Genomic DNA, 12,690 nt, shown 5'->3' on the forward strand with positions numbered 1-12,690 from the left:
AAAGGTGGCCTACCAGCTATACAGCGACAAAAATGCCGTTTTGCGGGAACGCATTCAGGAACTTGCCGATGATTTCGGAAGAGAGGCGGTAGTCCAAACAACGGCTAAACTGATGGGTAGAAAACCGTCTTACGACTATCTGGATATGATCACACCCACTCTTCTGTCAGAGACGATTCGCGATCTGGATAAAGCGACGCAAGACTTGATCAAGGCGGGCCGCAGCAGAGAGGAGGCTCACGCCGAAAAACGCGATCTGATCAGGCGGAGGATCCAGCTAGAGGTACAGATCCAGCGGAAGGAAGCAGAGGCGATCCTGGCGATCCGCGGCGAAGGCAAGGAAGCGCATGTCATCGTAGAGGGAGAAAAGTTGTACGTGACAAATGACAAGGCTCGGGATGCCTACAGGTTCCGCGCGAGTATCGCTGAGCGGGAGCAGCTTGCTGCCGTAGAAGCGGAACTGGCCGCGTTGGAAGTCCGCATCGGGCAGGCCAACGACATCTGGTATGCATTAAAAGAAGCAAGCGAAACGATTAGAGCGAAAGCAAATGTGAAAGCGGCTCTGTTGACTTACCTGGCCAGCCGCTGGATCGACCGATGACGATCCCGGCTCTCTCCTTGGCCGAGCAGTTGCTGCAGCTTGATCAGTCCCCTGCCGCTCTCCATTTGCAGCTGCAGCAGGAGCTGGCTCGTATGGCCACAGTTGCGGAACCTCCGCTCTATCTGTACGGGACGGATCGACCTGGACATTTCGTCTCGTTGCTGCCGGTCAACGGTAGTCTATCGGATGAACAGTGGTACGTCAGCGGCAGTGTTCGCTGTCAGATGCCGATCAAGACGATCCGAGAAGTGACAAAGACAGCATTTGGCAGCTGTGTATGGCTGGAAGCGGGAGAGGCCGTACATGTGACTCGTCTTTCCGCTGATGCGGCCATGACGCATCACCACAACCTGCGTTATCTATTGTTGGCTGGGGTGATGATCGATGCCCTGCGTTCCGCCGCAGAGGTGGTAGCGGCTTACAGCCGCAGTCGTAAAGCATTCGGTGTTGTGCTGAACCGACACCACCTGATCCAACGTACGCTTGTGGAAGCCGCTGGCGAGTATACGGCCAACAGCTTGCTGTTATATGACCTTGCCGAACGAGTCGATCTGGGACATGCCGATGCCTGCCAGTCAATGGAAGAAGTGAGGCAGATCGCTTGGTCACAAGTGGAGACAATCGACCGATTGGCGCCAGTACATGGAGCGCTAGGTGTGACCGAAGAGTCGCCGTTGAGCGGGTACCGTGAGCAGCTGCACAGGTGGGCGGGACTGGTTCGCCGCATGGTAAATCTGTCTGAGGTTGCGCTGCCGGGCGAAGCGAACCGGGAGTGGAAAAGGGGGGACGATGCTTGAACGTCGAGTTGTTGCAGGAGTGGTTGCGCCCCTATGCAAACGGGTTGCGTGAACTAGCCCTTGTCGGCGATACGGGTGGCGGACAGCTGGAAGTTCTTTTCCGCGACCCGTTTTTTGCGCCGCTGCACCGCCTCAAGACGCCAGCCAAGTACTGGGAAGGCATCAGATTGCGTGATGGGACGACACTGTACGGCACATCATCTGTGGAAAACGTCTGCATTGCAGAAGAGCTGGCCTACGGTGATCCCGGTCTCTACCTGGCACTGCCGGGACCTAATCTAGCAGGAACCGTCGTAGACAAGCTGGGGACTCCCGAACAAAAGGATGCTTTTTTCCAACACTTTTTGCACAAGACAGCCTGGTCGGCATTTGCTTTAACAGAACCGGATGCCGGCTCGGATGCAGCTGCGATCGCTACGACGGCGATGCCGCAGCCGGATGGTTCGTATCTGCTAAACGGGGCCAAAAGATACATTGGGAACGGAATGTCTGCCGATTGGTATGTGGTGTTTGCCCAGACGCGCCCCAGCCATTCCAAACGGTCAGCCTCTGTTCTAACGATTGAATCCTTTTTGTTTCGCGCTGACGAGTGCACCACAGGTTTGATCCGCTCCTATGACCGCACTGTCGGCTTGCGGGCTGCACGCTTGGGGCGTATCGGTTTTCAAAATCTGCGTCTCACTCCAGAGCACGTATTGGGATACGATAAAAAGCCGCTCAATCGCGGCTTCACGGGGGCTATCGCCACATTTCAGTTGATGCGGCCTGCGACAGCGGCGATGGCGGTCGGCATCGCGCGGGCAGCGATTGAGTACACGGAAGCGTCGAAACGCCTAACGCCGCACGAGGAAATCGTACTCTCCCGGCTGAAGTGGGAAGTAAAGCGGGGCAGGCTGCTGGCCATGCACGCGGCCAATCTATGTGATCAAGGGGCAGGGAAGGCGCGATATTACGCCTCCATGGCCAAGTGTTTTATGAATCGGCTCGTCGCGGAAACGACTCGGAATTGCAGCGCCATGTTCGGTTCCGATCTTCGCTCGGACCATCCGTTTTTGGAGAAGCTGCAGCGCGACTCCTGGATGATTGAATACATGGAGGGGACAAGCAATATCCTCACATTGGATGTACACTCCGGTCTGCTGGCCAATGGACAACTTCCGACAACCGTGTGGACAGGAGGGAACCGCTCATGAACGGAGAGACCAATACGAAGCTGCAACGGTTCTATAGGGATGCGCACTTCCGCAGCAAGATGGGGCACAACTGCCTGTGGTCCAACGCTTCGCTGCTGCTTCGTTACTGCAACGGCGAAAGGTATGCCCTGCCGTACCTGGATATCGGACCACTGTACGGAGGTCCCAACCTGGACTCAGATTTTTTGAACAGACTGGAAAAACTGAAAGAAGAACAGTCGACTCGACTCGAACCCCTCTTTACCTGGAGACGCGAACAGTATGATCCCGCTTCGCTTCGTCTCGCTATTGACCGCCCCGATCGGCCGCGATTGCTCAGGGTAGATCCCTATATCCTGCATTCCCGCCATCCGGTGTTTCCACCCGACCACGATTATCACTACCTGGTAGTATGTGGGGTTGTGGAGGAGGAGGTCTGCGTACTCGATCAATACTTTGGTTTCAAAGGCATGCTTCCTTACGAGCTGTTGGAGCAGGCCGTCTTTTCTCCCGCTATCAGTGGGATCGGAGAGGTGCTCACCCTGGAGCTGTGCGATGAGGGGGACGAGACACCAGACATGGAGTGGTTGAACAGGTTGTTTTATCAAAAACTGGAGGCGTACCTGAAAGGAAGTGTGCTCATCGATGGAGTACATCACGATTACGGGCTGCAGTCGCTGATCCGCTTTCACAAGGAACTACCGTTGATCTTCTCTTCCTTTTTCCGCCAACATCAGACGAGAGAAGAAGCCCTCGGGTTGTTAAGCCGCCGGATCAACATCTTCATGACGAACGAGCGCGAAGGGATGGCCCATTACCTCCGTCACCACGCTGATTTTCTCCCCCGCAGAGCGGCTGACGAATTGGCAGCCTTGCTCTTGCAATCGGCCCGGAAGATGAAGCAAATCTCGTACGCTCTGACAAAAGCGCAGCTGAGACAGGAAGAGACTGGAAAAATAATTGCCAAAATCATGAAAATATGCAAGGATTTATTGTTCACCGAGATTGAAGTTCATTATGCGATCGAGCAGTCTCTCTACTGCAACAGATGGAACAATCGGACGACCTAATTCTCCGGTCTTTTTTTTGGAACATTTTGAGTCTCCTTGTTGACATTTTATAGTAATAGAGGTAATAGTTAAACTATGCAACACTAATGATAAGATATGAGGTTGATTCGGAACGAGCACAAATGTGTAAGGAGGATCCACTTGTGAATTTCAAACCTGTTACAAAAGGCGAGTTCGTGATCGTTGGATTGGAACACAGCGGTCCGTACTCTACGATGGATCAACTGCCGAAGTTATGGGATGACTTCATTCAGAGGATGGGTGAGCTGTCTGATCGGGTAAATGAAAAAGCGGAGCTGGGCGTCTGTTTTGACGATCCGCATGAGTTCACCTATATCGTGGGTGCTGAAGTCTCCAGTACTGCACGTATTCCAGAGGGAATGACCTCCCGCCGCATTCCGGAGCAGAAGTATCTGGTGTTTACCCACCGCGGAGATTTGTCTCAGCTAGGCGAGACGTACAAGAAAATTTATGAGGAATGGCTCCCCCAATCAGGGTACCAGCGCGATGGGGATGCTCCCTTCTTTGAACTGTACGATGAACGGTTTCTCCCCGACAATAGTGAAGGATCGGAACTAGATCTTTACATACCCATAAAATAATGCTGCGAAGCCTACAGGTTTGCTTTACGCCTACGTTGCTGTACGAAGGGTCCACTTTCAACAGAAGGTGGACCCTGTTATTTGCCCCTAAAATCCTGCCAAGTTTATGCTGTAACATGTGGTAGTATAGGAGAAGAGTTTTTTTACATCGCTGAGGAGATGAAACCATGGGAAAACGGATGTTTTTTTCTACACTGATTATTGCCGGCGTGGCTGCGGTGGGTGTTGCCAAACAGGATGAACTGCTGCAGTTGGTCGAATCACTGCAGAAGCCGGATATGACATATGCCCAACCGGGGCAGACTGATTCAGACCCATCGACAGGAGAGGGGATCGAGCAGCCACCTGCTGGCGGGGACTCTATGCAGCAGGAGGACGAGTCAACACAGATAGCCCCGACCGGCAGCGGCGCAGATACAGATACGGCGATCGATCAGCAGGCAGAGGGAACTGTCGGCTCTTCTGGAGAGGGAGAGGACGTAGTCGTTGTCAGCAACGTGCAGGACGTGATGGTAGTCGTCAACAAGCGTCGGGAACTCCCCGCCGATTATGTGCCGAGTGATCTCGTGCAGCCTGATATTCCGTTTTCGTTTGAAGGAGAAGATCCCAAAAAACTGGTGCGACAGGAAGTAGCAAGAGCATTGGAGGAACTATTTGCTCAGGCGGCAGCGGAGCAGATTGAGTTGGCCGGCGTTTCAGGATACCGCTCGTACGCCAGACAACAGGCGATTTTTAACTGGAATGCGCAGCAGCAGGGGGCGGAAGTAGCCAACAAGACCAGTGCGGTTCCCGGGCAGAGTGAGCATCAGACGGGACTGGCGATAGACGTGTCCAGTGCAAGCGTCGGGTATGCGTTGGAAGAGCGTTTTGGCGAGACCAAAGAAGGGAAGTGGCTGGCCGAAAATGCACCCAAGTTCGGCTTTATCATTCGTTATCCGAAGGGAAAAGAAGAGATTACCGGCTACTCCTATGAGCCTTGGCACCTACGCTACGTCGGGAAAAAGGTGGCACAAGAGATTAGCGATGCTGGACTTACCCTCGAAGAGTATCTGGGCCTCACCGGAACCAAGGGAGGCAAAACGAAGGGATAACGTGACGGAAGAATCACTGCCTCGCTGCTTGCAGGCAAGTGAGAGGAAGGCGTGGCAGGGAAAGAACGGATGGCTGGCGAATGGTAGCAGTTGAATCAAGATCGTACGAGTGGAAGAGAGGGATTGCAGATGACGGCTTTACATGAGCAGACAGTGATCGGATTTATTGGAACAGGTGTGATGGGTAAAAGTATGGCCGGACACCTGCTGCAGGCGGGTTATCGGGTATTGGTCTACAACCGGACGAGCGCGAAAGCGGCGGAATTGGTATCCCGAGGCGCAGAGGTGAAAGAGAGAGTGGCCGATCTGGCGCGGGAGGCTGACGTCGTGATCACGATGGTTGGGTATCCGCGAGACGTGGAGGAAGTCTACTTCGGAACGCATGGTATTTTTGAGAATGCAAAAACAGGCACGTATCTGATCGATATGACAACATCAACCCCATCTCTGGCTAAGAGAATATATGAACAGGCACGCGACAAGGAGATGCATGCATTGGACGCACCGGTATCCGGTGGCGACATCGGGGCTCGCGAAGCCAGACTGACCATCATGGTAGGGGGAGACGCAGATACTTTTGAGAGAGTGCGGCCGATTCTGGAACGGATGGGGACCAACATCGTGCTGCAGGGGCCGGCAGGGGCCGGTCAGCATACCAAGATGTGCAATCAGATTGCGATTGCCTCCAATATGATGGGCGTCTGTGAAGCAATGGCCTACGCCAGGAAAGCGGGACTCAATCCGGAATCCGTGCTGAAGAGCATCGAAGCCGGCGCCGCTGGAAGCTGGTCTCTCAGCAACCTGGCCCCGCGGATGATCAGCGGCAACTTTGAACCGGGATTTTATGTCAAGCACTTTATCAAAGATATGGGTATCGCCCTGGAGGCGGCGAAAGAGATGGAGCTTGATACGCCTGGACTGGAATTGGCCAAGCGGCTGTATGACCAGTTGGCGGCTTCTGGAGAGGAGAACAGCGGTACGCAAGCATTGTTCAAACTGTACGACCGGTAAGAAAGAGCAGTAGATAAAATGGATAGGCACCTGAGAGATTGGCTGGACGGCAAAAAGGGCAGGGGAACTTACTTCTGCCCTTGCTGCATCGTTCTGGCATATTCAGCAAATCAATAAACTCGAACAGAAGCGGCTGCTCTCGCCAAGAAATCGTCATCTGAACCTGCTATTTTTGTCTGCAGCCATCCCCGATGGTCAACACATGGTGTGGTTGAACACGGGGTTTTTTCTTATAGAAAGTGCTCGCAACTACAATAGTAGCAGTTTGCAATCGCGAAAAGGTGCATCCATGAAAAAATGTAGACATAATTAATGTTATGTAAATATATGCGGAATCGATTAGAATTTATTAAAAACTGTCACATATTGTGTTCCCCAGCGCCAAAGTGAGGTTTGGTCTATTGGTGCGATTCTTGCAAAAACGCTTCAAATGGGAGGGACAAGCTGTGGAGAGACTAACACGAAGCGTTTTGTCTATCAGTATTGCGATCATCCTATGCTTCTTGATGACGAAAGAAGTGAGCCGTGCCGATAACCAACAGGTGATCCGGATTGCCGGCGACAACAACTTCCCGCCGTTTGAATACATCGGCGAGGCGGGCAGTTACACCGGTTTTAACATTGACGTCTTAAACGCTGTGTCGATTGAGACAGGGTTGAAGATTGAGTACGTGCCGATGTCATGGAATCAAGCGCTAAGTGCGCTGAGGAACGGTATAGTGGATGCCGTTCAGGGAATGAAGTACAGTCGCAGTCGTGATGTAACCTACGATTTCTCCAAACCGTACTTCATCAGTTCGCAAGGCATATTTGTTTTGAAAAACAATATGTTTATCCACCATATCCGTGATCTGGAAGGGCGGAGGGTGGCCTTGCAAAAAGGGGATATCGCCAACGACCTGCTCAGCCAACTGGAACGTACGGAATTCGTCGCAACCGAAAGTCAGGAAGAAGCGATCCAACTGCTGCTAAACGGGCAGGTTGACGCATTTGTCGGAAACAGAATCACCGGTCAATACTTCATCCAGCGAAAAAATCAGCAGTCGTTGATCAAGATCGTTGGAGAACCAATCAACCCGACCGATTACGGCGTAGCGGTCATGCCGCACAATCGTGAGCTGCTATCGATGATCAATCAGGGAATCGAGCAGATCAAGCGAAATGGCACGTATGAAAAAATAGAGCGGAAGTGGTTTGGCGAGTACATCATGCCATCTGCCGTAAAGCTTCAGCGGGTCTTGTTTTACCTGCAGTTGGGCCTTGCAGCAAGCTTGCTGATCTTCCTCGGCGTCGCCTGGTGGAATCGCCAGTTAAAGCGGGAAGTAACCAAGCGTACAAACGAGATTTCTGCGATAAATGTTCAACTGCAGGAGAAAATGAGGCAGCTGCAGGAGAATCTGCAGTTTCAGCAGCAGCTGCTGGACAGCACGTACAGTTCATATGTGACGCTTGATCGTGCGATGAACATCTTGATGAACAACCGCAAAGCACTTGACTATCTGCTGCTGGATCAACCGATCATCGGCCACAATCTGACGGAGACGGTACTTAGCCAGTTTATTCCCGTCCGAGAGGTCGCACTCACGCTAAGCGACGGCACCGTGCACCAACAGCAGGAGTGCCGTTGGTCACCTCCTCAGTGGCAGAGTGAGCGGGAGAGGGTGATTCGTTACAGCATCTACCCCATCTATGGCACATCGATGGTGATTACCGGGGCGATCATCAACTTTCAGGATGTGACCGAACAAAAAGAGATGGAAAAAAAGATCGAACGAGAAGACCGTCTCCGTTCCCTGGGACAGTTGATGCTGGGAATTGCCCACGAGATTCGCAATCCCCTGATGTCGATTCTCACTTATACGCAGCTGTTGCCCAAAAAGTTTGACAATGCCAAGTTTCGCGAATTCTTTGGCCAGCAGGTGCCAAAGGAGATACAGCGGCTCAATGCGCTGGTTGGCGATCTGCTTGAATATGCCCAACCAAAGCATTCTCAGCCGACCCGTTTTTCCGTGGAACGCCTGGTAGAATCGGTCCTGGTACTGCTCAAACCGCGTATCAAAGAAAAGCAGCTCGTCGTTGAAACAGAGCTGTCCGAAGGCGTATTTGCCCTGGCCGATCCGCATCAGATCAAACAGGTGATGATCAATCTGGTGATCAACGCAATTGACGCGATGGAGTCAGGCGGCGTTCTCCGGGTACGTGCCTACTATGAAGAGCAAATCACCGTGGTGGAAGTGGAGGATAACGGTTACGGCATTCCTGATGAAGAACTGGATCGCATTTTTGAACCGTTTCACACCAGCAAACCGCATGGTGTCGGACTTGGCCTATCGATCAGCTATCAGCTGATCAAAAAGAACAACGGCGTTATCGATGTGAAAAGCCAACGGAATCAAGGCACCACCATGATCATCCAGCTGCCGAGACCAGAAGAAGGGGTGGAGCGAAATGCGTCATTTAATCGTTATTGATGATGAACCGGCTATCTGCAACTCGCTTGAGTTTGCTCTTGAGGAACAATACACCGTCTACACATTTACCGATCCATTGGAGGGACTCTCGCTGTTGGCGCGGCTGGAGGTGCCGATTGTACTGCTGGATCTGAAGATCGGCGACTATGACGGCATGGAGATCTTGCAGGAAATCAAGCGCATCTCACCGCATACGGTGGTGATCATCATGACTGCGTACGGCAGCATCCCCTCATCGGTAGACGCGATGCGGAAGGGAGCATTCTACTATGTAACCAAGCCGTTGATGATGGATGAGTTGGAGCTGCTTCTGCTGAAGGCAGAGGAGTTTTACCACTTGCAGTCAAAAGTACAGTGGCTGAGCGATGAACTGGACAAGATGACCAATCGCTGCGGACTGATTGGAACGAGCACGGTGATGCAGCAGGTACTCTCCTTAATCGACAAGGTAAAAGATATCGATTCCAGTGTCCTGATCACCGGTGAGAGCGGGACCGGCAAGGAACTGGTCGCACGCGCCCTGCACTACCAGGGACGAAGACAGCGCAAACGCTTCCAGGCTGTCAACTGTGCAGCGATTCCAGACAACCTGCTGGAATCAGAGCTGTTTGGTTATGAAAAAGGAGCATTCACCGGGGCGAACCAGAGCAAACCAGGTCAGTTCGTACTGGCCGATGGTGGAACGATTTTTCTCGACGAGATCGGGGAGATGGACCTTTCGGTGCAGAGCAAACTGCTGCGGGTGATTCAGGAGCGGACGGTTGTACCGCTTGGCGGAACGGAGGAGAAGCCGGTAGATGTGCGGATTATCGCCGCCACCAACCGGGATCTGTTAAAAGAGGTGAAGGCAAATCGCTTTCGCGAGGATCTCTACTACCGCTTAAACGTGATCCCGATCAACCTGCCGACCCTACGGGAACGAAAGGGAGACATTCCGCTGCTGGTTCAGTACTTTTTGCAAAAAATCGGCGAGGAGTTGGGCAAGCCGATCGATGGCATTTCACAGGAAGCCCTGCAGGTACTGGAAAACTACTCGTTCCCGGGGAATGTCAGAGAACTGCAAAACATCGTTGAGCGAGCGATTGCGCTAACCGCATCGTCTGTGATCCAGGTGCGTGACCTGCCCCCCGAGCTTCAAGGCAAGCCATCTCTCTCCAGTCACCAGCTCATCCCCGTCTATGTCGGAGAAACACTGGAGGAAGTGGAACGAAAGGTGATCATGCACAACCTGTCCGCCTGCAAAGGTAACAGGCGCAGGACGGCCCAGGTGATCGGGATTGGCGAGCGGACCTTGCGGGACAAGTTGAAAAAATATCAGGACGAGTAGGCGGCGGATTTCGCCGGGCGGCAGATTCTGCCGCCTTTTTTAATGTTCGCAGAGTGCCGTATTCGGTAACGCCACTAAGAATAAAAAGGTAAGCAACACTCCTGATTTCGTTGATGAAAAGCAGTATCCCTCCCTCCTTTCATCAGCTTCTGCCAAGCTATTTTGCCCGTTGGCACGATTTTTGAAAGATTCTGTGCAATGTAATCTACTCTATTATTCTTCTAAGGGGGTTTTCGCATCATGAAAAAATGGAAACGCGTATGGCTGCCGGCTCTTTCCATCCTGCTGGCAGGTTCACTGGCAGCGTGTGGCCAGGAGCAGGCAACAGGAGGATCGGGAGGATCGACAGAAGACGAGGTCTTGAACAAGATCAAGGAGACTAAGACGCTTGTTGTCGGTACCGATGCTACGTTCCAACCGTTTGAGTTCAAGAATGAGAAAAACGAATACGTCGGTTTTGATATCGATCTGATTCGGGCAGTGGCGGAAGAACTGGGGGCAGAGAAAGTAGAGTTTGTCGACACCGAGTTTAAAGGACTGATCCCCGGGTTGCAGGGGAAAAAGTTCGATCTGATCGCATCGGCCATGTATATAACGGACGAACGCAAGAAGACGATTGATTTCTCTGACACCTACTATCCGGGTGGTCTGGCCATCATGGTCAAGAAAGACAATGACGCAATCAAGGGAATGGAAGACTTGAAAGGGAAAAAGGTCTCTGTGCAAATCGGAACCAAATCGGTCAACTTCCTGAAAGAGAAGTATCCCGATGTCGAACGGGTGGAAGTAGAGAAAAACGTAGAGATGTTCCTGGAATTGGAGAGCGGTCGTGTCGAAGCGGTCGTAACGGGCAGACCGGCGGCAAAAGTGTACGCCAAAAACAATGGCACCGTGACCGTCCTGGACGAAGAGTTGACGGAGGAACATTACGGCTACGGCATCCGCAAAGAAAACAAGGCATTTACCGAAGCAGTGAACAAAGCGCTGCAGACACTGAAAGAGAACGGAAAGTACCAGGAGATCGTAGAGAAGTGGTTCGGAGCATAGAGAGGGTGCCTAAAAGGCACCTCTTTTCCGGAACACGGCAGAAGGGAGAGATGACGCATGCAGCTTGACTTCCTGGTACTGTTCGAAGGTGAGAACTTCTCCGCACTGATGAGCGGACTGTGGGTTACCGTCTCCATGACCTTTATGGCCCTGATTCTTAGCTCGTGCATCGGGCTGGTGGTGGGACTGGGGAGGATGTCGTCCAACCGGTTGTTCTCTTCGCTTTCCTCTTGTTATCTGGCTTGGTTCCGGGGCACCCCGCTGCTGGTCCAGCTGATGATTCTCTACTATGGCTTGGCGATCGGCATGCAGATTGACCTGAGTGCCTCGATGGCAGGGGTGCTGGGTCTTGGCATGTACAGCGGCTCCTACGTTTCCGAGATTGTTCGCGGTGCGATTCAATCGATTGACAAGGGACAGATGGAAGCGGGGCGTTCACTAGGGATGAGTCACTGGCAGACGATGCGCAAAGTGATTCTGCCGCAGGCAGTCCGGCGGATGCTCCCTCCTCTTGGCAACGAGTTTATCGCGCTGACCAAAAACTCGTCACCGCTGTCGGTCATCACCGTTTCGGAACTGATGCGGGCAGGGAACCTGATCGTCGCGAACAACTTCCGCTATTTCGAAATCTATCTGGGCATTGCCCTGCTCTATTTCCTGGTCAACTTCACGATCTCCAAGGTAATCGGTTACTTTGAACGCAAAATGAGCGCAGGGGGGGCGAGAGGATGATTCGCGTCGAGGGGATCAACAAGCATTACGGTGATGTGCATGTGCTCAAAGACGTCTCGTTAACCGTCGAAAAGGGGGAAGTGGTCGTCATCATCGGCCCGAGCGGTTCCGGCAAAAGTACGCTGCTGCGCTGCATGAACTACCTCGAACAGATTCAGGACGGTGCGATCGCCATCGAAGGCAAACCGATCGGCCTGATCAAAACGGAGAAGAAAGTAAAGGAAATGCCAGAGCATCAGCTAAACCAGATACGTTCCGAGGTAGGGATGGTGTTTCAAAACTTCAACCTGTTCCCGCATCGGAGCGTGCTCGAGAATATCATCATGGCCCCGATGACGGTACGTCGGATGGCTAGACCGGAAGCGGTTTCGCTGGCACGCGAACTTCTTGCCAAGGTGGGCCTGTCGGACAAGGCGGACGCCTATCCGGACAACCTCTCCGGCGGGCAGAAACAGCGGGTGGCGATTGCCCGGGCACTAGCGATGAAGCCAAAAGTGATGCTCTTTGATGAACCGACCTCCGCACTCGACCCGGAACTGGTCGGTGAAGTGCTTGGCGTGATGAAGGAGTTGGCCCGTGAAGGGATGACGATGGTGGTCGTGACACACGAGATGGGCTTCGCCCGGGAAGTGGCTGATCGCGTCGTGGTCATGGACGATGGTCGATTGATCGAAGAGGGAACGCCGGACAAGATTTTCTCCAGTCCCGACAACCCGCGCACCCGTCTATTTCTAAGCAAGGTTCTTAGCCATTGATCATTCGAACTAAC

The 12,690-nt window shown here is 52.8% G+C and carries 12 protein-coding genes; all 12 read left to right on the plus strand.

The annotated features are described in order from the left end of the window. Positions 1 to 4 precede the first annotated feature (4 nt). Positions 5 to 601: a hypothetical protein gene (locus LOK74_RS08315; protein WP_230046172.1), complete on the plus strand. Its 597-nt coding sequence runs from the start codon at positions 5 to 7 to the stop codon at positions 599 to 601. Continuing rightward, positions 598 to 1,398 carry an acyl-CoA dehydrogenase family protein gene (locus LOK74_RS08320; protein WP_230046173.1) on the plus strand — a complete coding sequence of 267 codons (801 nt, stop codon included), beginning with the start codon at positions 598 to 600 and terminating at the stop codon, positions 1,396 to 1,398. Before LOK74_RS08315 ends, LOK74_RS08320 begins: the two co-directional genes overlap by 4 nt. After that, the gene (locus LOK74_RS08325; protein ID WP_230046174.1) at positions 1,395 to 2,591 is read left to right on the plus strand and encodes an acyl-CoA dehydrogenase family protein; all 1,197 of its coding nucleotides are present in this window, start codon (positions 1,395 to 1,397) and stop codon (positions 2,589 to 2,591) included. Before LOK74_RS08320 ends, LOK74_RS08325 begins: the two co-directional genes overlap by 4 nt. Further along, positions 2,588 to 3,640: a hypothetical protein gene (locus LOK74_RS08330; RefSeq protein ID WP_230046175.1), complete on the plus strand. Its 1,053-nt coding sequence runs from the start codon at positions 2,588 to 2,590 to the stop codon at positions 3,638 to 3,640. The genes LOK74_RS08325 and LOK74_RS08330 overlap by 4 nt, the downstream gene beginning before the upstream one ends. Positions 3,641 to 3,783: 143 nt before the next feature. Continuing rightward, on the plus strand, positions 3,784 to 4,242 hold the full coding sequence (locus LOK74_RS08335; RefSeq protein WP_230046176.1) for a GyrI-like domain-containing protein: 459 nt from the start codon (positions 3,784 to 3,786) through the stop codon (positions 4,240 to 4,242). A gap of 167 nt (positions 4,243 to 4,409) precedes the next feature. Continuing rightward, complete coding sequence (locus tag LOK74_RS08340; RefSeq protein ID WP_230046177.1) at positions 4,410 to 5,333, plus strand: M15 family metallopeptidase; 924 nt, start codon at positions 4,410 to 4,412, stop codon at positions 5,331 to 5,333. A gap of 129 nt (positions 5,334 to 5,462) precedes the next feature. After that, a complete protein-coding gene (locus tag LOK74_RS08345) occupies positions 5,463 to 6,344 on the plus strand; it encodes an NAD(P)-dependent oxidoreductase (RefSeq protein ID WP_230046178.1) in 882 nt (293 codons plus the stop codon). A 446-nt stretch (positions 6,345 to 6,790) separates the two neighbouring features. Next, positions 6,791 to 8,815, plus strand: a complete 2,025-nt coding sequence (locus tag LOK74_RS08350) for a transporter substrate-binding domain-containing protein (RefSeq protein ID WP_230046179.1) — start codon at positions 6,791 to 6,793, stop codon at positions 8,813 to 8,815. Then, positions 8,793 to 10,142 (plus strand): sigma-54-dependent transcriptional regulator, encoded by a 1,350-nt coding sequence (locus LOK74_RS08355; protein WP_230046180.1) that lies wholly within the window; start codon positions 8,793 to 8,795, stop codon positions 10,140 to 10,142. The genes LOK74_RS08350 and LOK74_RS08355 overlap by 23 nt, the downstream gene beginning before the upstream one ends. Before the next feature lie 240 nt (positions 10,143 to 10,382). After that, positions 10,383 to 11,189, plus strand: coding sequence for a transporter substrate-binding domain-containing protein (locus LOK74_RS08360; RefSeq protein ID WP_230046181.1), 807 nt, complete (start codon positions 10,383 to 10,385; stop codon positions 11,187 to 11,189). A 57-nt stretch (positions 11,190 to 11,246) separates the two neighbouring features. Beyond that, complete coding sequence (locus LOK74_RS08365) at positions 11,247 to 11,921, plus strand: amino acid ABC transporter permease (RefSeq protein ID WP_230046182.1); 675 nt, start codon at positions 11,247 to 11,249, stop codon at positions 11,919 to 11,921. Then, positions 11,918 to 12,676, plus strand: coding sequence for an amino acid ABC transporter ATP-binding protein (locus tag LOK74_RS08370; protein WP_230046183.1), 759 nt, complete (start codon positions 11,918 to 11,920; stop codon positions 12,674 to 12,676). Before LOK74_RS08365 ends, LOK74_RS08370 begins: the two co-directional genes overlap by 4 nt. Positions 12,677 to 12,690 lie beyond the last annotated feature (14 nt).

The sequence above is a fragment of the Brevibacillus humidisoli genome, assembly GCF_020923435.1.
GTDB classification, from domain to species: domain Bacteria; phylum Bacillota; class Bacilli; order Brevibacillales; family Brevibacillaceae; genus Brevibacillus_E; species Brevibacillus_E humidisoli.